A 22,959-nucleotide genomic window follows, 5' to 3' on the forward strand; every position below is an offset into this window, starting at 1 on the left:
CGATAGGCTTATCGCTTATTCGACGCTGTTTGGTCTTTGGTACCAAGGAGAACGAGAGTCCGTCACACTGTATAAGTAGTGCTGTCTGTTCAGCATTTGGCCACCATCACGCGTTATAGGCTCCCAACCGATATTTGCACGGCCAACACCAGGCTTGATCGTCATGATATCGAGTGGAATCGAGATGTAGAAACCTTTGTTGTAGCTACCTTCACCATATTCTTCAGCCGTTAGGTTAGTAAAGGTTGCATATGCACCAACAGAAACCCCCGACTTAAACTGTTTCGAGAAGTCGATTCGAGCACCTACATCGCCACCTAGGAACTGGCCTGCGCTGACTTTAAACAGTGTGCTATCCAAGAACGACCATTCCGGTGTGTAGTAAGTCGTTAGGTGCCCTGTAAAGCCTTTATTGAGCACGTAGGCTCGACAAGACGTAGGGTTGGCGACACATTCAGCCGAGTTTGGATCAGAACCGTCGTAGTAGAAGTAATCTTCATCATAAACGCCGAACCATGAATCTGGGTCACGTTGGCTAATGAAGTTTGCATCTAAACCAAATGCCCAGTTACTGTTCATTGGACGGTAAAGTACTTCACCACCGACACCAGCGAACATCATTTCCAGATAACCTGCATAAGTCTGAGTATAAATCTCATCCATTGGTTGTTCGAACCAAGTTAATTGCAAGTGTTCTAAACGGACAGGGTTGTCGTGTACATAACTACGGAACATAGTACGAACCCTTGGCGTTGCCTCATTACTCACGTGAGGAGATTGCGGGCTGTCTGTACCATAGTTGTACTTGTCGTAGTTATCGAACAGGTTAAAGTAGATTGAACCACCGAGTTCGATGTTATCCGTTAGCCACACATTTGAATTAGCATTGATACCAAAATGGTATAGGTAGAAAGCTTCAGGACCACCAATACTTTGCTTTAACACTGGAGAGAAGTTGTAATCCCAGCGTTCTTTACTGGAAGCAACCTCTTGGCCTCGCTCTGTAATGGGTTCAGTGGTAGAGAAAGCATCTTCTACGTCCGAGTCGATTGACATATGATTCGCAGCGTTGACAAATGTTTCACGATCAATCGTGGTCTTAGTCATATCTAAGCCATTTTTCTGCTCGACGATTTCAAACGTTTTGATACTTTCAGTTGAGTTGTTGTTCAATACTCGCGCCGCACGGTCGTATGCTTCGCTGCGATCGCGATACTTCTTTTGTTCGCCTTTAACAATGACAGTATCGTCTTTCACGCTAACGGTATTTTGCTTGTAGCCAGCATTGCTTTCGAGCTCTTTTGATACTTTATCCCAATCAGTGTCTTCTACGGTATCAAATGCTGTTGGGCGCATCTCGGCGGCAGGTTTCTCGTCATCACGCCATATTGCTTTCATATCATTAAAGTTGGTGTACACGTTAACACCGAAAGTGATGGTATCTCCCCTTTGGTAACTTAACTTGGCATCACCCCAGTCACCCAAACGGTAGTTCACACCAAAGTTCCACGGTGTGTGCTGTGTCATGTCTTTTGGCTCTGGATTTCGGTCGTTCTCTTGTGTAGGAAAGTCTTCGCTGTAGTCGTTACCTTCGTATTCGATCTTAATTCGAAGAGGCTCATAGGGAGTTTGATATTCTATACCACCAAAGAACGAAGCTGGCCCTTTGAACCAACGCTCAAATTCAACGAGACCACCTTTACCTTTTACGTTGTGAATATCGCCATCTCGGTCACAGAAATCCTCATCTATCTTACAAAATGGGTTAGTAGCACTGCCACTTTGACCTAAATATCCCCAACCGAAGCCCAAGGTAAAGTCGACAGGCCCGAAACGTTTAGTTGCCGCGATGTATTCACCATCAAACATCCCAGTGCCACCAAAATCTCGAATACCGATCGAGGTTTCCGGTATCCAGTAGCTTTCTTCGAGTAGTCTAAATTTAACGTCGATCCCTTTATCTGTGTAGAGATTATCTCCGCTGTAGTTTGGGTCTGGATTGAAGAGAACATCAGGAACGCGAGTGTATCGAATAGTCGCTTCTGCCCAAGGCATTAGCTGAATCGATGCCATATAGTGATGGTAGTCTTGGTTCCAGTTACCACCAATATTGAACTCACCAGGTTCCGCCATTCGACCGGTAGGCGTTTGCATAAGACCAGTACCACCAAAATCGGATTGGGATACTTTCCAATTGGCGTCAGCACTTGCGAAACTTGGTGTAGTTGACAAAAGCCCAATAGAAGCTAGGAGTAAAGTGGGTTTTTGAGTTTTCATCACAAGCCTTTTCTCATGCTAATTAATGTTACGATTTTTCTCTCCAACTCGAGCATTTCTTCCGAGTCGGTATTAAAACCTAGAAACAAAATACTGCCTGGAGCAACAGTTGCTTGGTCATCGTTCCAATAGGCATAACCAGAACGAGTAAACTCGCCATCTGGGTATATTATCCATACGTAACTGCGATGAGCGCTGGATAGCAAACTTGCTTCGGCTAAGTAGTCTGACACGGTGTAGCCGGAACGAATCTCGAGTGTACCAGGACGAAAAAGAAGGCCTTCAACAATTACTTGATTGCTGCGGTTTGGAACAATAATTTCGTATTGACCAGCAAGTATCGGGTTAGATGAAGGGACAAGTCGGATCACATCGTAATCGAGTGAGATTTTCTCACGGTAACCTACATCCCAGCGTTTGATTTGTTCAATGAGCAACTTTGCGGATTCTTTGAATGTATCTTCTTCAGCAACAAGTTGATTCAATTGCTTGAGTACGCCTGTTTTTAGTTGCTCCGCTTCATGCTCTTTGGATATATCAAATATTTGATTAGCCAATGGGTAGGCGAGTGGGGAAGATTGCTTACTGTTCGCGATGGTATCTTTAAAAACCTGCTCCAATCTAACTGGCTCAGGATAAGAGAGTGTGATGCTTTCAGAAGGTATCTGTATTGATAACTTGCTATTCGTTTCCGCAGAGAGAGTAGGTGATGAAAGGCACAAAGCGGAAAAAAATGCGATGCCGTATTTGAGGTTCATAGAGCGGCCCTGCTTACTAATTACTTGAATAAGGTTTGAGAACTTCATAGCTGATCGATAGCTGTTCAGGGATTAACCACTGGTCACTTTTAACAACATTGCCTGAATTATCCACCCAATATTGGTTTGCCAATGATGCCTTGCTATTCGAGAAGACGATATGCTCTTCGATAAGTGACGTATCTCTACTCCAAAGTAATGAATTTAGTTTTTCTTCACGCACTTTTGCTGATGTGATAATTGTATTGTTGCCAAATCGATAGTTTGGCTGCCAATCATATGTTGCCTGCCAGTTGGTAACAGAACTAACCAGCGGGAGTGGTAAGTTATCGCCGCTTGCGTTTTCCTTGGCTACTGAAATACCAGCGATGTTGGCTTCTTCTAGGTTAAGTGTTTTAACAATGCGGCCATTTTCAGTAACGATCATAGCACTGTCGGCAGATAGCCATTTTAATCTTTCAGCACCTGTGGCTGGGTTCTTTTCTGCAAATGCCAGCACCATGAAGATACGTGGGCCATCATTAATTCTTACGTACATGCTGGCGTATGGAATGTTTTGCACTTGCTCTTTAGTTAGAGCAACATCGTCAAAGCCGTATAGGGCTTCTTCGATAGTGGCATTTAAGCCTTGAAACTTCTGGCTGCACCCTGTTAGCAACATGAAAGAAAGAGCAAAAATTGAACGGGGTATTTTTTTTACGCGCAGGGAATGCTTGCCGCTTAGGAAATAAAACATTGTATTGCCTCGGAAACTTAAAAAAACACCCTTAGCGCGAAGCTAAGGGTGTTTGATCTAGCAACGATACTCAGCAATTACTGAGTAGTACCAGTAGTACCAGTAGTACCAGTAGTACCATCGTTGTCTGATGATGCAACTGCAACAACAGCAACAGCAGCAACAACACCTACAGCAATAGCTGAAGTTGTAGCCGCACCTGTAGCTGCAGCAGTTGAAGCGCCAGCAGAACCCGAAGTAGTACCTGTAGTAGTAGCTTCTTCAGTTGCTGCAAAAGCACTTGTTGAAGCGCCTAGCGCAACAAGCATTGCCAAAGCAATATTTTTCATTGTTAGTTCCTTGTAAATTTACAATGTTTACATCGATGTAGGTGCAAAAAAGATGCACCTAATGAACATTGTATTCAACACGCTAGTTTATGTAAAAAGGTATTTTGCATAATTTGAGAGCAATCCCGGCATAAAAATCATGCAAGGCTTTTCTTACAAGGCATAAAAAAAGTATACTGCTCCCAGTTTAATTGACAGGTATGTCGGATTTGTGAGGTAAGGAAACAACTTCCATAAGCCCCCTCCATACCATACTGATTTTATTATTAATTATTTGTAATTGTCCAACGAATGACAATGTGCGACGTTTGGTTATCGCTGAAATCAACGGGCGGTAGCGTGCCTAAAATTTAAGAACAAAAGTATGATGAATAACAAATGGCTTTTGGGGTTATGTGCATTAATCCTTGCGGGCTGCAGTAGCCAGCCACGGCATGTTGAAGCCTCCCTACCACTAGTTGCAGCAAGTATAGAAAGTGTTGGAACTAAAGTGCCAGCAAGCTACAGGCAAGATTTAGAAGACATGTATAAAACAGAGTTGATACATGACAAATACCACATATCCCTGGGGCCTTTTTATATATCCAGTTTAGGAAACGAGTGTCGTGAATTGACAATCGAAGAACCTGAACAAGGAAAAACAACGAGAGTTGTTTGCGCTGAAAAGAAACAGTACGAAGATCAAATTCGAGCTTGGTACTTAGTTCCTGATATTATCCAATCCTCCTCATCTATCCAGCTGTAATCCCATGCCTAGATTAAAACAAAGAACTTTCAGCAAGCTACTGGCTCTGGCAGGTATTGGCTTTGCTTCGTTTGTATCTGCTAACCCTGTACTGAATCAGCAACAGGGAGCAAGTACCTATGCTTTACCTAGCAGTGCGGTAACGGTTGCTCCGCAGTCCGGCAATACTAATTCCGCAGGTGGTTCTGGCTCGACGCCTACACAAGCCCTTGAACAAGGTGGTTACACAAGCGAAAATCGCCGCAACTTAATGTTACCGGGTGAAACAGACGTCCGGGAATTACTACCTTCTAGTGGAGAAGAGTACCCACCTCCATATGGAGCAAACTTATTTGCTGGTGGATATGAGACAGAAAGAACAGATGGATTAAATGATAACTATCTGATTGCTGCAGGTGATAAGATCAATATTTGGTTATGGGGTGCAGTGAACTACTCGAATGTAGTCACGGTAGATAATCAGGGCAATATATTCATTCCTGAAGTGGGCCCAATTAAAGTGCAAGATTTGCGCGCCAGCGAAGTGAACGCATATGTTACTTCGAAAATTAAACAAATTTACACCAATAACGTTAGCGTTTACGTGAACTTGTTAACCTCGACTCCTGTGAGTATTTACCTTTCTGGGCCTGTAATTCGCCCTGGGCAGTATGCAGGTATGGCCTCTGATAGCGTTCTTTATTATCTGAAAAGAGCGGGAGGGATAGACCCAGAGCGCGGCAGTTACCGCGAAATACAAGTATTACGAGATAATCAAGTTATCGAGACGATTGACTTATATGATTTTGTTCGCACTGGGGTAATGCCAACCCTTAGTTTTAAAGATGGTGACGTGATCTTAGTTAAGCCTCAAAAAGCTGCGATAACAGTAGCTGGCGGTGTACGAAATCCATTTCGTTTCGAATTAGAAACAAATGTTGCTGCGGGTTCAAAGCTTACTGAGTATTCACGTCCGCTCGCGAAAGTTAGCCATGTTGGTGTTATTGGAAATAGAGAATCGGGCCCATTCTCTTTATATATGCCTTACAAAGAGTTCTTAAATTTCGCTCTTCAAGATGGAGATAAAGTCCTATTTAATGATGACTTACATGCCCAAGTTATTGATATACAAATAATGGGTAGCTATCTTGGACCATCCTATTTTGCTGTAAAAAAAACCACCCGACTGCATGAGTTACTCAGCCACATTCCAATAGAGCCTGAGTTAGCTGATTTTGATTCGATTTATATTCTTCGCGAAAGTGTTGCACAAAAACAGAAAGAGATGATTGAAGAATCACTCAATCGTTTAGAGCGCAGTGTATTCACTTCACCAGCCTCTTCTGATGGTGAAGCTGCAATTCGAGCAAAAGAAGCTGAAATGGTGATGTTGTTTACTGATAGAGCAAGACGAGTCGAGCCATTAGGAAAAGTCATAGTTTCGGATAACGGAAACATTGCGAATATTCGCCTAGAGCAAGGTGATAAGGTGGTTATTCCATATAAAAGTGACCTTATCCAAGTGGCGGGTGAAGTGTTGATGCCACAAGCTGTAGTTTATAACCCGAATGCGACTGTGGACGATTACATTGCCTGGGCAGGTGGCTTTACAGACAGGGCAGAAGATAGCCGAATAGCTATTGTTCGCGCCAATGGCTTGTTCGAGTTTGATTTAAGTAAGCCGATTAGAAAAGGCGACCAAATTTTGGTACTCCCTAAAGTCGACACTAAGACGATGCAAGCAGTCAAAGACATCACGCAGATCATCTACCAAATTGCTGTGGCAGCTAATGTGGTACTGGAGTAATGGCTGGAGTAAATAAAAGAACAACCCTCCAAGTATGGGGGGATGTGATCTTTGCAATATTTTTGCGGGAGATAAAAAGCAAGTTTAACGATAAATTAGGGGTGAGTTGGGCGGTAATACAGCCCGTTTCGTTTATTTTTATACTCTCTTTTATTAGAGGGCGGCTAGATGGAGGTGACACACACACTATGCCTTCATTTGTATTCATTGTTTATGGAATGTTAATAATGCAAACATTTCTAAATACAATGAGGGCCTCTGCAGGAAGTATTAAAAGAAACAAACCATTATTTGCATTTAGGCAAGTTCAACCAATCGCTTCCACTGTTGCTATTGTAGGTTTTGAATTTCTTGTGAAGGTGTGTGTAATGGCTGTTATTGTTTTAGCTATGTATTTCCTTGGTATTGAGATATATATTCATGACCCACTTGGTTTTATTGTTATTTACTTAACAATTTGGTTGCTTGCTGTAAGTGTAGGAATCTTATTTGCTTTACTTGCAGCGTTTATTCCGGAAGTGGATAAGGCTAGAGAAATGATGCAACGACCATTGTTGTTTATTTCTGGTACTTTTTTTTCGTTGCAGGACTTACCAAGGGAGTCATGGGGGTACTTCGATTGGAATCCAATATTGCATGCAATTGAGCTCTCTAGGCAAGCAGCATATCCGACATTTGGAGCAGTTGGAGTGAGTCAACTATACCTTAATATAGTTACATTGGTGTTTACATTCTTGGCATTGTCGAGCTACAGAGTTTATTGGAAACAATCAATCAGTAGATGAACAAGTATAGTTATCAAAATAATTATGAAAACTAACCTTTTCTATTTTATATAACTAGGTTATTGAGTATATATATAGTATGAAAGAACAGGAATTGTCTGAAAAATTTAAGCAGTTTAGAATATCACTAAAGCCAAGTCAGTTTAATAGTATTGAGTTTTTATCTACGCATGCAGAAGCTATTAAAGCTACAGATCCAGAACTGAGTCTACGAATTTTCAAAAGAGTTAGAAATCTGCAAGCTAACGCGGTTAAACGAACCGATAAAAAAATTCGAACACGTACGAAAAACTCATCAATTGATCCACCATCTGAAGAGCAATTGATTGAGAAAAAAGAAGTAGAAATCAAGTCTCCTCAACATACTGATACTAAAACAATAAGCTCTAGTGAGGCTAAATACCTCACTGAGGGAGAAGGTAAAAAAGTTACTATTGATGAGTCTGAATCTCGACAAGCATTAGAAAAACCTGAGCTTGAATTACAACAAGATGAGTTTGTTGAAGAAAGAAATAACCTAAGCTTTTATGCTACATGCAGAAACTGGATTGGGCTGAATTCATTCAAAGTATTCGTGGTATTTCCCGTTTTACTTTTCACATTTTATCAGACTATTTGGGCAAGTCCTCGTTATGAGAGCCGAGCACAGTTAATTGTTCAGCAACCTGATGGCATGGCTACTATGGATGCAAGCATGGCGTTGTTGAGTGGCTTAGGGGTCAACACTGCTAATACAGATACACAATTAGCCCAAGCGTATATATATTCAAACGATATGCTGACTTTCCTTAACAATGAACTAGGGCTTCGCGAGCATTTTGAAGGTAATGGTGACTTTTTTAGTCGAATGCATGCCTGGAATTCTCAAGAAGATTTTATAGCGTATTTTGCTAAGCGTGTAGTTGTAGAAATTGATGAAAAGTCACAAGTGATTACTGTTTATTCTCAGGCATTTACTGAGGACTTTGCCCAGAGGTTGGCTACAGCGATTGCGGATAAAGCTGAGTGGTACATTAATGACATAGGCCACCAATTAGCTGATGCGCAATTAAAGTTTATTCGAGGTGAACACGAAATAGTCGAGCAACGGTTGCAAAAAGCTCAAACTGATTTACTCACTTTTCAACAGCAATACAACTTACTCAACCCTGAAGCAGAAGGAAGTGCGCTATCACAGATTGCTTATGGCATTGAGGGGCAAATTGCAAGCAAGAGAGCCGAGTTAAAAGCGCTGAAAAGTATTATGAGTGAATCTGCCCCGCAAGTAGTTAATCTAGAGAACCAACTTAGGGCTCTTGTCTCTCAGTTGGATGTAGAAAAACAACGGCTGACACAGCAAGGACAAACTAGCGTTGCTCCGGAACATGAGGGAGACCAGTTGTCAGTCAGTGAAGTACTTGCCAAGTTTGCAGATTTGAAGATTGAGCTGGAGCTAGCTCTGAAAGCTTTTACCTCTTCGACTATATCTTTGGAAAAGTCGCGAATAGAAGCCTATCGTCAACTGAAGTATTTAGTTGTTGTCGAATCTCCAACATTGCCGGAGGACAATAGCTATCCACAAGCAATTTACAATATTACATTACTTAGTGTATTGCTCTTAATGCTATATGGTATTGGACGTATTGTTTTCGCTACAATAGAAGAATTGAAATAATAATGAAAATACTAGTAACTGGTGGGGCTGGGTTTATTGGCTCAGCCGTAATTCGCCACATTATCAATAATACGAGTGACTCGGTAGTGAATGTCGATAAACTTACGTATGCAGGCAATTTAGAATCTTTAGCTGAAGTTGAAGAGAGCAGTTGTTATGCATTCGAACAAGTCGATATTTGTGATAGTGAGAGCTTGAAGAGAGTTTTTGAAGCACATAAACCAGATAAAGTGATGCACTTAGCGGCTGAATCTCATGTAGATCGTTCAATAGATGGCCCTGCAGAGTTCATCGAAACTAATATCATTGGCACTTATAACTTGTTGGAAGTTTCTCGTCAGTACTGGAATAGTTTAGGCGAAGAAGCAAAAAGTGAGTTTCGTTTCCATCATATATCTACCGATGAAGTGTACGGCGATTTAGAAGGCACCGATGATCTATTCACTGAGTCGACCTCGTACGAGCCATCAAGCCCTTATTCAGCTTCTAAAGCATCTAGCGATCACTTGGTAAGGGCATGGCAAAGAACATATGGCTTACCAACAATTATTACTAATTGCTCTAATAACTATGGCCCGTATCACTTCCCGGAAAAACTGATTCCTTTAATGATACTCAATGCGCTAGATGGTAAGCCATTACCTGTATATGGGAATGGAATGCAAATACGTGATTGGTTATACGTAGATGACCATGCACGTGCTTTATATAAAGTGGTAACGGAAGGGGCCGTGGGTGAAACGTATAACATTGGTGGCCATAACGAAAAAGCCAATATAGAAGTAGTTAAACTGATTTGTTCTCTACTCGAAGAGATGGTACCAACTAAGCCCCCAGGTGTGTCGAGCTATGAAGAGTTAATCACCTATGTAGCGGACCGACCAGGGCACGACGTTCGTTATGCAATTGATGCATCAAAGATCGAGAAAGAGCTTTCTTGGAAACCAGAAGAAACGTTCGAATCAGGTATTAGAAAAACTGTGGAATGGTACTTAAATAACCGAGAGTGGTGGAGCCGTGTATTGGATGGCTCATATTCAAGAGAAAGGCTAGGGATAAATAAATAGTGAAAGGAATAATTTTAGCGGGTGGTTCTGGCACACGCTTATACCCAATAACCAAAGGGGTGTCGAAACAGTTACTCCCTGTTTACGATAAACCGATGATTTATTATCCATTGTCGGTGCTTATGTTAGCAGGTATCCGGGAGATCTTGATTATAACCACACCAGAAGACCAAGAAAGCTTCATGAGGCTACTTGGAGACGGAAGCCAGTTTGGTATCTCACTAGAGTATGCAATTCAGCCAACCCCGGATGGGCTAGCGCAAGCCTTTATAATAGGTGAAGACTTTATTGGTGATGACTCGGTGTGTTTAGTACTAGGCGACAATATCTTTTACGGACAAGGCTTCTCTCCGAAGTTAAGGCAAGCAGCCCAATTGATATCAGGTGCAACTGTCTTTGGCTATCAAGTAAAAGATCCCGAACGTTTCGGGGTGGTTGAGTTTGATCAAGAAAGAAGGGCGGTTTCGATTGAAGAAAAGCCAGCTAAGCCTAAATCTAATTTTGCTGTTACGGGTCTTTATTTTTATGATAATCAAGTCGTTAAGATTGCGAAGTCGATTAAACCCTCTGACCGTGGAGAACTGGAAATTACCTCGATCAATCAAGCTTATCTAGAGCAAGGTAAGCTAAATGTAGAGCTTCTTGGTCGAGGGTTTGCGTGGTTAGATACGGGAACATACGGTAGCCTGTTAGAAGCGGCCCACTTCGTTGAGACGATTGAAAAAAGGCAAGGTTTTAAAGTGGCTTGTCTAGAAGAGATTGCTTACCTCAATAAGTGGTTAAGCGAAGATGAGTTAAGAGCGCTTGCTAAGCCACTAATGAAAAATGGCTATGGGCAATACTTGTTAAGCTTAGTGGAGGAGCAATAAGTGACTCCAGTAACTAAACCCTATTTGCCAAATAAAGATAAGTATAAATCTTACATAGATCGTATCTATGAATCTGAGCATTTAACCAACAATGGCCCTCTTCTGAAAGAGTTAGAGCAACGTTTAGCAGAGTATTTGGGTGTAAAACATGTTATTTGCGTTGCTAACGGTTCATTAGCTCTGCAAGTTGCATATAAAGCGCTAAACATTACGGGTGAGGTAATTACTACGCCTTTTACTTTTGCTGCTACTTCTAGCACTTTACTATGGGAAGGATTAAAACCTGTATATTGTGACATAGATAGTAATAGTTGGAATATTGATTCAACTGATATAGAGAAGCTCATAACTAAAGATACTTCGGCAATTGTTCCGGTACATGTGTTTGGAAACCCTTGTGAAGTTGAAAAAATTCAAGAGATAGCGAATAAATACAGCCTTAAAGTTATATATGATGCAGCACATGCCTTTGGTGTCAAATACAAAGGAGGAAGCGTATTAAAGTATGGTGATATCAGTACCTTAAGCTTTCATGCAACTAAGTTATTTCACGCGATTGAAGGTGGTGCAGTAATCACTGAAAGTGATGAGGTAGCTGAGCGTATTCGTAAGTTAATCAATTTTGGGATTACAGGGCCAGAAACTATTGAAGGTCTTGGTACAAACGCGAAAATGAATGAGTTTGAAGCTGCCATGGGCCTTTGTGTGCTAGATGATATGGAAGGCATTATTGATAGCCGAACTAAATCGATTTGTGAATATAAAAGAAATCTTGGTGATGAAGTTAGCTTTCAGAGAGTGCATGAAAGTGCAAATGATCTTGTAGCATACTTCCCTATACTCATGAAGTCAGAAAGTGCAGTTCATAGCGTAATGAAGGCACTGCAAAATCAAGCAATTTATCCTAGAAGATATTTCTATCCATCTTTAGATGGTGTCTATGGGAGCAATAATCTCTGTAAAAATTCGAATGAAATAAGTGAATCAATACTTTGCCTTCCACTATTTCACACTATGGATAAAGGTTTGATAAATAATATTTGCCGTATTATAAAGGAGGGGTTATGAAATTAGCATTAATGCAACCCTATATTTTTCCTTATCTAGGCTATTACCAATTAGCATATGAATCTGATGTGTTTGTTTTTTATGATGATGTTACCTATATAAAAGGTGGTTATATTAATAGAAACAACATATTGGTTGGTAATAACCCGCAACGCTTTACTATTCCACTTGTTGGAGCCTCTTCTAATAAGAAAATTAATGAAATAGATTGCTCCAATAATATGAAAAAAATAGTTAAAACGGTTAGACAGGCATATATTAAATCACCGAACTACAAAAAGGTTATGCCCCTAATTGAAAGCGTACTTTACCAAGATAATAGAAATCTTTCGTGCGTTGCTACATCATCGATTTTATCTGTATTTGATTATTTAGGTATTGAAATTAATTATAATCATTCTAGCAAGTTGAACTATATGCGAGAAGGTCGTGCCGAAGAAAAAATATATAGTATTTGTGGTCTATATGAAGCAAGTGAGTATATTAATACAATAGGTGGACTGTCATTGTATAATAAGAAAGATTTTTCTGAAAACGGCATTGAATTAAGCTTTATTGAAAAGCGACCCGTAAAGTATTCTCAAGGCCTTAAGGGTGAGAACTTCGTTGACAACTTATCTATTATCGATGCCTTAATGTGGTGTAGTAAGACTGAAGTGAAAGAGTTGTTGAATCAAAGTACAAGGATTTAGTATGAAATTTGGTTTTGGAGGCTATGGAGAGCTTGAGTTACCGGTTAGACACAATCAACTACATGATGATGCAGTTGCGTTACAATCGGCTAGAGCCGCCTTTTATCTATATTTATCATCTAATAAAGTACGAAAAATATATATTCCAGAATATTTATGTACTAGCTTGGATAATGTTTTTTCATCGTTAAATATTTCTATACAGAAATATACAATTAATTCTAGATTTTTGCCATCCAAAAAATTTGAATTAATGAATGATGAAAGATTAGTTATTGTTAATTATTTTGGTTTATGTGATGAAGGAATATCAAAGTATCTTAAGAGCTATTCTGATTTTAGTAATGTGATAATTGATAATTCTCAAGCGCTATTTAGTCCCGTAATTGGTGGCATTACGACAATCTATTCTCCAAGAAAGTTTTTAGGCATTCCAGATGGTGGTTTCCTATACTCTCGTGATATCAATGATGATCCAGTAGAATTTTTTGACTCTAGTAGGAGCTCTGTACATTTACTATTAAGAGCAGCTGGAGAAATAAACAAAGGTTATGACGAGTTTCTTAGAGCAGAAGCCGCATTAGAAAATCATGAGCCTAGAAAAATGTCAAAAATTTCGAGGCGAATTATTGATTCAATTGAATTGAAAAATGTGATAGATAGAAGGGTTAACAACTTTACCAAAATGCATGAGTATTTTAGTTCTATTAATAGCCTTACCTTCGACTTGTCGATCAAAACTGTCCCTCTTTGTTACCCATTAAAATTAAATTCCAGTATAGATAGCATATGGAAGAAATTGCTTACGTATGATGTCTATTTGCCACGATATTGGGAAGTAGAAAAATCGTCCTCATCCTATGAGTACTATGATAAGACGTTGTTTTTGCCAATAGATCAACGTCTTGATGATCAAGATGTTGAAAGACTCGCTTGTCTAATAATAGAGCTGATTAATAATGAATGAACTAGATATTATCTCCGAGTTAGGGTTAAGGTTGGAGAGCGTTCAAGAATCTATTAACTCAGAGATTAAGAATACGACTGCAAAAAGCTTACCAAATGTTTATATAGTAGGGTGCCCTAGGAGCGGTACAACGGCACTTCTTCAATATCTGTCGAGTACTAACTATTGGTGTTACCCTTCAAATCTAATTACTAGGTTTTCTAAAAGCGTATATATTGGCTCATTGGTTCATCAGCTAATTGATAATAATGAAACTATCACGTTTGAATCTACTTATGGTAGAAGTCACGGTTTGCTGAATACAAATGAGTTTTTTCACTTTTTTAGGCGATTCTTTCCTAATAACGATATTCGCTACCTTAGTGATGAAGAACTGCAGTTGGTAGATACTGATAAAATAGCCATGGAAATTTCATCAATTTGTAAGGCTTTTGATAAGCCTTTTGTTTCAAAAGCCCTTATGATGCAAGCAAATTTAGCCCACTTTTCGCGTTTGATGCCAAATGATATATGGCTATATATTTCGCGAGAGCAAGGTGATATTGAGAGGTCTATATTTAAGGCTAGACTAGATGAATATGGCGATGCATCCGTATGGTGGTCAGCAAAGCCGAGTAATTATTTAGATATTCTTCACTTAGAGGCAAATGAGCAGATCAGTATGCAAGTTGAAGGGATAACTAGGGATATAGAGAATGGTTTAGCCATGGTTCCAGAGAGTAACAAGCTCGAGGTTAGTTATGAAAACTTTATAACAAACCCAGAGGAAGTTTATCTTGAGCTTCAAAAGAAATATATAGCTTTGTCTGGGAGGGATATTAAATTTCCTTCGCCTCCTAGCAACTCTGGAATTAAAAATTCAAAGGTAAATAAGTAATGTTTAAATTTGACTTTCGGACATTTTTATTTGGTTTTGTTCGATCGAAAATATGTGTGGAAAAATATAAAGAACACTTAAAAATTAACTGTTCTTTAAATAAAAATGAGTGCTTAGAACATTATCTATTACACGGAAAAAGTTCTGGTCATAATTTACTAGAAGATTGGAATGAGTTAGCGTATAAAAATGAGTATGGGAAAAATTATATTTATAGATACCTATCGGATGTGTTTCTTTCAAAAAGGAATGATGTTCTCATACCAACAATGAAAGCGAAAGGCATCAGAAGTAACTTTGAAGTTGATGATAAAGATTATGTGAATGTCATCAATAAGATAGAGTCTGACAAATATAAATATATAGAAATTTCTGATAACTATAAGATCAAGCATGATCATTTTATTGACCTCACTACGAAACTAGAAAACCTAGAACCATTTACGTATTTGAAAGTTAATCATGGTCACTTTGATGTGGTTGAGGCACTATTCGCTACCGTTGATAGTTTTGAAAACTCAAATGGTAACTTGAACCAAGAAGATTGCATCGAGTTAGCTTTGCAGGCTTACAGAAGCCAAAAACCAAATAGTAAAATTATACGAAATTTTGGTAATGCAAAGTTCTTTATGGATTGGTTTGCGTCGATTCGACATAAAAATGATAACTACCATATTGCATTATCTCCTGTAGGTAACCCTTGCCATGGGATTACTCCGGTTGGCATGCAAAAAGTAGCGCAAATATTAGCGCGTGTTGGTGTGTCACCTCAGACATTTCTAGATGGTATGGCCCTGCGTAACATTACATATACGGGTGAACTCAATAGAGTGTTCAAAGCGCTTGAGTCGTATAATGTGTTACTTGTGGCCAATGAAAAAGTCGGCTACCTCTTTGATAGAAATATAGTGAAAGGGAAACATATATGTATTCCAAAATCTGGTGCTATCTATCGATTTGATGAAATCTTAGAGAATATCGAACAGTCGATCTCAGATTTCAACGGCAGACCTATCGCAATACTTTATCAGTGCGGAAACTTAGCTCAGGTTTTTTGCCATAAAGTTTATCTGAAATATCCATCTGTAACACAGATTGATATGGGGCTCACTCTAGACTCTTACTCTCCAGAGCTTGCCACTAATTTTGGTTGGTATAAATGGAACAGAAAGGAGTTGATGAAAAAGCTACATCTTCCTTCGGATCTTGAATATGCTCTTCAACTAGAAGATGCGAGAATTATAAGAGAGTATGCTGACCTATATTATGAAATGAAAGATTTTGGAAATGCTTATACTTTATATTCAAAAGCATATCATAAAGCCAAGAAACCAGGAAAGCACATGATAAAACGCTTATCTGCCCTTAAGAAAAAGCTCTTACCGGACGCAGATAAAGTTTTTATTATTGGAAAGAATAAAACAGGTACAACCTCAATTGAAAAGCTTTTCAGAAGTTTAGGGTTCTCTTTAGGAAATCAGACCTATTTTGAAGGGTTAGTATGGGACTATGAAAACGGTGATTACCAGTCTATATTGGAAGGTTGTGAAACTGCACAAGTATTCCAAGATGTCCCTTTCAGCCTAGAGAAAATGTACCCTGTGTTACATTCTCATTTTCCTGATGCCAAGTTTATCCATTTAGAAAGAGAAGATAAAGATCAATGGTATAATTCTCTAGTGAGGTATCATAAGAAGTTATTAAAAGGCAAAGGTATCGAACCTATTTTATCTTCAAGTAACTTGAAGAAATATAAATATAAAAGTTTCGACCAGTATCTTTTAGAAATGCAAAGGATAAATTACGGAATCACAGATGAAAATAGACTATATGATTATGATATTCTGACTAGTAATTATGTTAGGTATAACAGAGAAGTCAAAGATTACTTTAAGGGTAATAGGAACTTTATATCTATAAGTCTTTCTGATGATAACTGCCGAAGAGATTTGGCTGATTTTCTTGGCGTAGATCTTGAATTAATCACTATTCCGCATATTAATAGGTCTAAATTGTTATGAATGATGGTAGTCAATTTAGTGCTGACTCTCTCCTTAATGCTGTTAAACACAATGGTTATTATGAATCAAGTGGTATAGTAAATAATGTCTACTATAGGTGTAAAGTTACTGACCTTGAAAAACCTTTAGTGGTTTGCTTCGCAAATGCCGGAAAAAAGAATATTGCATCATTGGAAGAAGCGAAAAGCTTAGAGTATAGCCCTTGGGGTTTTGAGTATATTAGCTCCAAAAAGGATCTTAACGTTATTTCCTTTTCCTGCATCGGGGAAGCAATGTGGTATAGAGATGTTGCATTTATTGCTTTCTTAGAGTCGCAGGTAACCAGAGTTACTAGGTTATTTTCTCGTGTATATGGTTACGGCGGAAGTATGGGAGGGTACGCAGTAGCTACTTTTCAAAAATTACTCAACATGGATCGGGTTTTATTATTGAATCCAATTAGTACGCTAAATAGTGAAGTAGTCCCTTGGGAAAAGCGCTTTAGTAATGCACAGAAAAACCTAGATTGGTCTTCAGATTATAGTGATTCAGCATTAAATGAGATGCAAGGATACGTAATATATGATCCTTTATTTAGTGCTGATAAGAGACATGCAGATAGATACAGAGGACTTAAAAAGCTTAAGATTCCTGGAGTAGGGCATAAAATGCCGCTACATCTTAAAAATCTTAAGATGCTGTCTTGGGTATTTGATTCTTTTCTAAATGACTCTATTGATGAAAAGAAGTTTAATAAGATGGCGAGAAAGCGTAGAAATTATATTAATTATTATAAGTGGCTTCTAAGTAAGCAGAATACTCATATCTCACCTATTAGAAGGTCTATCATCTTGAGACACTACAAGGCTCATCAAGTTAAAGAGGGTGATAACTTTAATAAGATGACTCGGGACGAAGTTGATATGATTCGAGACTCTGCAGTTTTGTTGGAAGATGTTGATATAGAGTACAGCTATAAACTAATGATGATTGCGAAAAAACTGCGTCCTAAAGGTAAGTTTATAAGCTCAAAATTAAGTCAGTATAGAAGGACGTTAAGTGATTAATATTCCAAGGATTGTAATCCAACATTTAAACTCTAATAATAAGTACAGTTTTGTTTCATCTATTAATGACTCCTTGGTTGATATTGAAGTTGGTAAAGTTTTTGGTATTTCTTGCGACTATGAATTATCTCATAAAGAAGGCAACGCTATTGCCTTCTTAGTTAAGTTGGAAAACAATGAATTATTGATTTCACACTGTCGTTATGTTGTTGAGTATTTTCGATTACAGGCTTCTATTGACTTTATTAATGCAAGACATGTTATTGGCGATGAGTATGTCTTAGAACTATTAGTTAACATTGGTGGTGAGTCATTTTCTACGAGTATTGATGTGGCTTGTAGTCTACAATCCATTCCGAAAACTATTGACGTCGAAGGCTACGAAATTGCTTTATTACTAAACAAGTTTTCAGCAATAGTAAATGCTTTAGAGTTCAAAGCTAAAAATAATGGTTATATCTCCGTTACTCCTACTGGCGGCTTAGTAGAGTTTTTAGATGTTAAATGCAAAAATAGTGCTTTAACATTCTCAACAAAGTATAAGCCTAATCTAACTAAATCTTTGTCTTGTAAAGCGAATCTGAGATATTTTGTTAGGGTTGGTGAGCAGCTACTTTCAGCAAATATATCTGATGGACGTTTTGAGGTTGACCTCAATGAATTGTCCGTGGATGATGGAAGTTTTACTTTGGATTTTATGATTGAATCTGACTCTATCTTAGTTGATGTGCCAATTAAAGTTTTATGTAAAAGATCTAAAGAAAACTACGCACCATTTTATGTTAGTAAGCTTAATTCATCATTATATTACTTACGTCTAACAGGCCATGGGACTGTTATTCTCACCCAAAGAAAGTATACTGACGTTGAGCAGACTCTTAGATTTAAACTGTTAGAGTCCGAAGTAGTTCAAAAGGTTTTCAAATACTCAGCTGCTATTGTTAGGCGATTAAGGAAGAGAAGAACTGTTCTTCTTTTTGAGAAGGAAAGTTGTTCATCTCAAGAAGGGGTATTAGATCTAACAAGAAGGATTAATCGAGATACAAATACTCGCGCATATTTCATCATTGATGATTTAAGTAAATTGTCGGAGCATGAATATGCTTTGAAGAAGTATTCAGTTAAATACTACTTCCATACGTATTTGGCCATGACTTATATATCTACCGAAGCTCCGATGCACATCAACATATTACAATCTGCGAATCGAACTCTCAAAAGAAATGTGGCTCATAAAAAGTTTGTCTTTCTACAACATGGCATTACGTACATGAAATCACAGACTAAAGCTTCATCCTTTTTGAAAGGAAAAGAAGCTTACCCCGATTTGATGGTTGTAAGTAGTGAGAAGGAACAAAAAGTTGTATCAAGGATGCTTAAGATCCCTAGTTCTAGATTACTAAATACAGGTATGTTGATTTTCGACGATTTAGAAAGAGACCATTTGAAAAACTGTAAAGATGTAAATTTGTTGGTTATGTTCACTTGGCGGCCATTCGAGATGGATATGTTGCCCGAAGAGTCAACTCTATACAAAATGCTTCAAGAGGTTACATCTACCATTAAGTCGAAAGTAAGCCAAGATAACTTAAATGTTCGAGTCTGCTTACACCCTAAGATTAGGCACCTATTTACCGAAGAGTTTAATGGATATTCAATTCATGACGATGATGTTTCAGAAGCTTTAAGTTGGGCCAATCTTGTGATTACGGATTATTCTTCTATTTGTTACAACTCATTCTATCAAGGTGCATCTGTCCTTTTCTATCAGCCTGATCTTAGTGTATTTGAAGAACATGTAGGTCAGTTGATTCCTGATGAGCATGAGTATATTGGTTTTCGATCTTTTGATTTACCCGGTTTTGAGGAGTCGCTCATTAAAGCGTGCGATGAACAAGGAATTTTGGTTCCTAATAAGTTGAGGACTATTGAGCACGAAAATAACTATCATCAGATTAATGAGTTTTCTGATAATAAAGCAAAGGACAGAATTATCAATGAGCTCAAGCGAAGGAAATATCTGTAATGATTAAAGCACTAAGGAGAAAAGTTTTAAAATATTCGCCTAATTGGTTACTTGTACTGGTTTCTAATATTCTTGTTACGATCACACGGTCGAGGCGAATAGCACCAGCAGAAGATGTCGAACATGGCTTAGATATACCCATTGATATGGTATATACATGGGTTGATTCGAATGACCCTAAGTGGATTGCTAAGAAGAGCTTTTATGCCTCAATAGGTGTAATCAGCAGAAAAAAGGTAACTGAGAGTGATAATGATGCAAGGTTTAGACAGTTTGACGAGCTGAAGTACTCTCTGAAATCTGTTTTTCGATATGCAAACTGGGTTAGGAATATTTACATCGTTACTGATGGACAAGTTCCAGAGTGGTTTGTTGCTTTTGATTCTCGAATTAAGTTCGTTAAACATGAAGACATATTTAAAGAGCAGACAGATCTCCCAGTTTTTAATTCTCATGCGATAGAATCTAATCTTCATCGTATTGATGGTTTGTCCGAAAATTTCATATATATGAATGATGATTTTTTCTTTCGATCGCCAGTTTCCCCCTTTGACTTTTTCACTGAAAATTTTTCAAAGACAAAGTTTTTTTTAAGCTCATGTGCATTCATACCGGAAGTGATAGATGACAATTCTTTTCCTGTTGATATTGCAGCAAAAAATAACGCTACCCTTCTCGAAAAAAGATATGGTTATGTCACTACTAATAAGTTTCAGCATACCCCAATGGCTTTAAAAAAATCGGTTCTAGAACTTTTTGAGAAAGAAAACCCGGATGTATTTGAAGTTACTTCTTCTGCACGATTCAGGAGCTGGACTGACTATTCAATTGTATCCTCACTTATTCACTTTTACGGTCATCATATCGGCACAGCGGAGCCTGCAAAAATCCCTTACTTCTATGTAAGTTTCGACGACAAACTTTTTGAATTGAAAATGAACATTTTGTTGCTTAAGAAATTCAAATGTTTTTGTATCAATGATGTCGAGCTCGATAATAACAGCGAAGACGTTTTCGAGATTTTTGAGAAAAAGATGAAGATATTATACCCAGAACCAAGTAAGTATGAAAAAGACACAACCAATTGATGTTGTTTTGCTTTGGGTCGATTCAAACGACCCAAATTGGCGACGTTGCCTAGGTATGCACTCCTCTCAGAAGATTGATATTTCAAATAGTACTAGCCGATTTAGGTGCTGGAATTCTCTAAACTATATATTCAGAGCGTTTGATACTTTTATACCTTGGGTTAATAAAGTTCATTTCGTAACATATGGTCATTTACCTAGCTGGCTTAATATAGACCACCCAAAGCTTAATGTTGTTAACCATTCAGATATTTTTCCCAAAAGTCACCTTCCTAGCTTCAACTCAAACGCAATAGAGGTTAATTTAAATAAAATTCCATCATTAAGTGAAAGATTTATTCTATTCAATGACGATACTTTTGTCTTAGCTCCACTGCCCAGAGAGCGTTTTTTTAATGGTGGTAAACCTGTTGACTTTTTGGAACAAGGTATTAAACGAAAAGGTTGGCTATATCGACTAGTTAAGAGAAAAAATTTATTGAGTACATCTACGATCAATAATAATATTGAAATCATTAATGGTATGTCCTCTTTTTCTAGTTTGGACCCTGATATATATCTTTCTGAACGATATAGCGCAAGAACACGAGCTAAAAATTGGTTTTTTAAGAAACTATACAAAGAATACTCTTGGTTTAAGTTGAATCACGTCCCTCAGCCTCACTTGAAATCTACGATAGATGACTTATGGGTTTCACACCCCGCAGTCCTCAACAGGACATCGTCAAATCGTTTTCGATCCGAGAGCGATACCACGCAGTACCTTTTTCGTTATCTTAATTTGGTTCGCGGTGACTTCATACCTAGCAAGCTTGAAGATACGTTGTCTATTAATATTAATAGTTCGAAGGACATATCCCGTTTGATAAATAGACTTGATGGTATAAATTTGCTTAGCATTACCGATACAGAAAAGTTAATGGGTGAGGATTTTGAAAAAGCGACGTTGCTATGGCGGAGTTACTTAGATTCCATTTTGCCACATAAGTCCACATTTGAGCTTTAAATGAAAAAAATAGTCATCACTTCAAATACCTCATGGTTCGTCTTTAATTTCTTTCGTTCCTCTATTGTTGAATTTATGAAAGACGGTAACGAGGTTTATGTTCTTGCTCCTAAAGATGCTTATTCCTCTCGATTGGTTGAATTAGGCTGTAACTACCAAGAAGTTAGCGTTGATCGCAGTGGTGCTCGTATTGCTACAGAAGTCTCCACTTTTCGTTCTTTGTGTCAGTACATTTATCGTATTCAGCCTGATTGTGTTCTTAATTTTACACCTAAAATGAATATCTATTGCACGCTTGCCGCACGCCTTCACTCTATCAAAGTAGTGAATAGTGTTGCGGGGTTAGGGTCAATATTTTCAGAAAAGGGGTTTAAGCCTCTTTTAGGGAAAGCGCTACTTAGGATGACTCAACCGCTTGCGCATCACGTGGTCTTTCAAAACCCTGATGATTGGAAAGTCTATTTAGATAATAAGCTAGTAAAGCGCGAGCTAAGCTCTCGAGTACACGGCATTGGTATCAACTTGAAAAGGTTTCGGCCTCATCCTGCGCCGAATGATGGGGTTACACGTTTTATTTTAGTTGCTCGAATGCTAGTGAATAAAGGGGTGGTGGATTTTGTAAATGCAGCTAAGGCTGTAGACGAATACTATCAACTACGTAAGCAAGCTGGGTTCTCTGTGCCACAGTACGAGTTTTCCCTGCTCGGATTTGTTGATGAAGATAACCCTCAAGGCATCCCTCTGAGTCAATTGGAATGGTGGAATGACAATACCCCAGTAAAATTCCTTGGCGAGACAGATGATGTGTTCGCTGTGGTTAAAGAGCAAGACTGTGTAGTACTACCTTCATTCTATCGAGAGGGTATGCCTCAGTGTTTGATTGAAGCTTGTGCAATGGCGAAACCAATCATCACAACGGATAACGTAGGGTGTCGAGAAACTATTATAGATGGTGAAACTGGGTTACTAGTAAAACCACAAAGTGTACCTGAGTTAAAAGAAGCGATGATCAGCATGATTGAAATGGGGCACAAAAAACGCTTACAGCTTGGGCGAAAAGGGCGCAAGAAGGCCGAAAAGGATTTTTGTCATCTAAAAGTATCGCGCCACTATTTACAAGTGATTGAATCCCTTATTTGAATTTTCTGCATGACCAAGGAAG

Annotated in this window: 20 protein-coding genes; 16 read left to right on the forward strand and 4 right to left on the reverse strand. The window is 38.5% G+C overall.

Translation table 11 applies throughout. The annotated features are described in order from the left end of the window. Nucleotides 1-15: 15 nt before the first annotated feature. From J4N42_RS00890 to J4N42_RS00905, 4 genes are all read right to left on the reverse strand, one after another. Complete coding sequence (locus tag J4N42_RS00890) at nucleotides 16-2,277, reverse strand: YjbH domain-containing protein (RefSeq protein WP_252029056.1); 2,262 nt, start codon at nucleotides 2,275-2,277, stop codon at nucleotides 16-18. Then, nucleotides 2,277-3,083, reverse strand: coding sequence for a capsule biosynthesis GfcC family protein (locus J4N42_RS00895; RefSeq protein WP_252029057.1), 807 nt, complete (start codon nucleotides 3,081-3,083; stop codon nucleotides 2,277-2,279). The genes J4N42_RS00890 and J4N42_RS00895 overlap by 1 nt, the downstream gene beginning before the upstream one ends. Further along, nucleotides 3,052-3,771, reverse strand: a complete 720-nt coding sequence (locus tag J4N42_RS00900) for a YjbF family lipoprotein (protein WP_252029058.1) — start codon at nucleotides 3,769-3,771, stop codon at nucleotides 3,052-3,054. Before J4N42_RS00900 ends, J4N42_RS00895 begins: the two co-directional genes overlap by 32 nt. 77 nt (nucleotides 3,772-3,848) lie before the next feature. Then, nucleotides 3,849-4,100, reverse strand: coding sequence for a hypothetical protein (locus J4N42_RS00905; protein ID WP_252029059.1), 252 nt, complete (start codon nucleotides 4,098-4,100; stop codon nucleotides 3,849-3,851). Nucleotides 4,101-4,464: 364 nt separating this feature from the next. Between J4N42_RS00905 and J4N42_RS00910 the strand changes: the two genes are divergently transcribed. The 16 genes from J4N42_RS00910 to J4N42_RS00985 all read left to right on the forward strand — a co-directional run bounded on the left by J4N42_RS00910 (nucleotide 4,465) and on the right by J4N42_RS00985 (nucleotide 22,937). Next, nucleotides 4,465-4,845 carry a hypothetical protein gene (locus J4N42_RS00910; RefSeq protein WP_252029060.1) on the forward strand — a complete coding sequence of 127 codons (381 nt, stop codon included), beginning with the start codon at nucleotides 4,465-4,467 and terminating at the stop codon, nucleotides 4,843-4,845. Between the two features lie 4 nt (nucleotides 4,846-4,849). After that, on the forward strand, nucleotides 4,850-6,631 hold the full coding sequence (locus J4N42_RS00915; protein WP_252029061.1) for a polysaccharide biosynthesis/export family protein: 1,782 nt from the start codon (nucleotides 4,850-4,852) through the stop codon (nucleotides 6,629-6,631). Next, nucleotides 6,631-7,416: an ABC transporter permease gene (locus J4N42_RS00920; protein WP_252029062.1), complete on the forward strand. Its 786-nt coding sequence runs from the start codon at nucleotides 6,631-6,633 to the stop codon at nucleotides 7,414-7,416. The genes J4N42_RS00915 and J4N42_RS00920 overlap by 1 nt, the downstream gene beginning before the upstream one ends. Before the next feature lie 79 nt (nucleotides 7,417-7,495). Next, a complete protein-coding gene (locus tag J4N42_RS00925; RefSeq protein WP_252029063.1) occupies nucleotides 7,496-9,070 on the forward strand; it encodes a KpsE/RkpR family capsule polysaccharide export protein in 1,575 nt (524 codons plus the stop codon). 2 nt (nucleotides 9,071-9,072) lie between these two features. Further along, nucleotides 9,073-10,137, forward strand: a complete 1,065-nt coding sequence (gene rfbB / locus J4N42_RS00930; RefSeq protein WP_252029064.1) for a dTDP-glucose 4,6-dehydratase — start codon at nucleotides 9,073-9,075, stop codon at nucleotides 10,135-10,137. Continuing rightward, nucleotides 10,137-11,006, forward strand: a complete 870-nt coding sequence (gene rfbA, locus J4N42_RS00935) for a glucose-1-phosphate thymidylyltransferase RfbA (RefSeq protein WP_252029065.1) — start codon at nucleotides 10,137-10,139, stop codon at nucleotides 11,004-11,006. The genes rfbB and rfbA overlap by 1 nt, the downstream gene beginning before the upstream one ends. Then, entirely contained in the window at nucleotides 11,007-12,074 is a 1,068-nt protein-coding gene (locus J4N42_RS00940; protein WP_252029066.1) for a DegT/DnrJ/EryC1/StrS family aminotransferase, read from the forward strand. Then, nucleotides 12,071-12,766 (forward strand): WbqC family protein, encoded by a 696-nt coding sequence (locus J4N42_RS00945; protein WP_252029067.1) that lies wholly within the window; start codon nucleotides 12,071-12,073, stop codon nucleotides 12,764-12,766. Before J4N42_RS00940 ends, J4N42_RS00945 begins: the two co-directional genes overlap by 4 nt. A gap of 1 nt (nucleotide 12,767) precedes the next feature. Beyond that, nucleotides 12,768-13,733: a hypothetical protein gene (locus J4N42_RS00950; protein WP_252029068.1), complete on the forward strand. Its 966-nt coding sequence runs from the start codon at nucleotides 12,768-12,770 to the stop codon at nucleotides 13,731-13,733. Further along, nucleotides 13,726-14,610 (forward strand): sulfotransferase, encoded by an 885-nt coding sequence (locus tag J4N42_RS00955; protein WP_252029069.1) that lies wholly within the window; start codon nucleotides 13,726-13,728, stop codon nucleotides 14,608-14,610. The genes J4N42_RS00950 and J4N42_RS00955 overlap by 8 nt, the downstream gene beginning before the upstream one ends. Beyond that, a complete protein-coding gene (locus J4N42_RS00960; protein ID WP_252029070.1) occupies nucleotides 14,610-16,631 on the forward strand; it encodes a sulfotransferase in 2,022 nt (673 codons plus the stop codon). Before J4N42_RS00955 ends, J4N42_RS00960 begins: the two co-directional genes overlap by 1 nt. Next, complete coding sequence (locus J4N42_RS00965; RefSeq protein WP_252029071.1) at nucleotides 16,628-17,677, forward strand: hypothetical protein; 1,050 nt, start codon at nucleotides 16,628-16,630, stop codon at nucleotides 17,675-17,677. Before J4N42_RS00960 ends, J4N42_RS00965 begins: the two co-directional genes overlap by 4 nt. Further along, nucleotides 17,670-19,703, forward strand: coding sequence for a CDP-glycerol glycerophosphotransferase family protein (locus J4N42_RS00970; protein ID WP_252029072.1), 2,034 nt, complete (start codon nucleotides 17,670-17,672; stop codon nucleotides 19,701-19,703). The genes J4N42_RS00965 and J4N42_RS00970 overlap by 8 nt, the downstream gene beginning before the upstream one ends. Further along, the gene (locus J4N42_RS00975) at nucleotides 19,703-20,791 is read left to right on the forward strand and encodes a stealth family protein (protein WP_252029073.1); all 1,089 of its coding nucleotides are present in this window, start codon (nucleotides 19,703-19,705) and stop codon (nucleotides 20,789-20,791) included. The genes J4N42_RS00970 and J4N42_RS00975 overlap by 1 nt, the downstream gene beginning before the upstream one ends. Beyond that, nucleotides 20,769-21,797: a stealth family protein gene (locus J4N42_RS00980; protein ID WP_252029074.1), complete on the forward strand. Its 1,029-nt coding sequence runs from the start codon at nucleotides 20,769-20,771 to the stop codon at nucleotides 21,795-21,797. The genes J4N42_RS00975 and J4N42_RS00980 overlap by 23 nt, the downstream gene beginning before the upstream one ends. Next, nucleotides 21,798-22,937 carry a glycosyltransferase family 4 protein gene (locus J4N42_RS00985; protein ID WP_252029075.1) on the forward strand — a complete coding sequence of 380 codons (1,140 nt, stop codon included), beginning with the start codon at nucleotides 21,798-21,800 and terminating at the stop codon, nucleotides 22,935-22,937. Nucleotides 22,938-22,959: the final 22 nt, after the last annotated feature.

The sequence above is a fragment of the Vibrio sp. SCSIO 43135 genome, from assembly GCF_023716665.1.
Classification (GTDB): Bacteria; Pseudomonadota; Gammaproteobacteria; order Enterobacterales; family Vibrionaceae; genus Vibrio; species Vibrio paucivorans.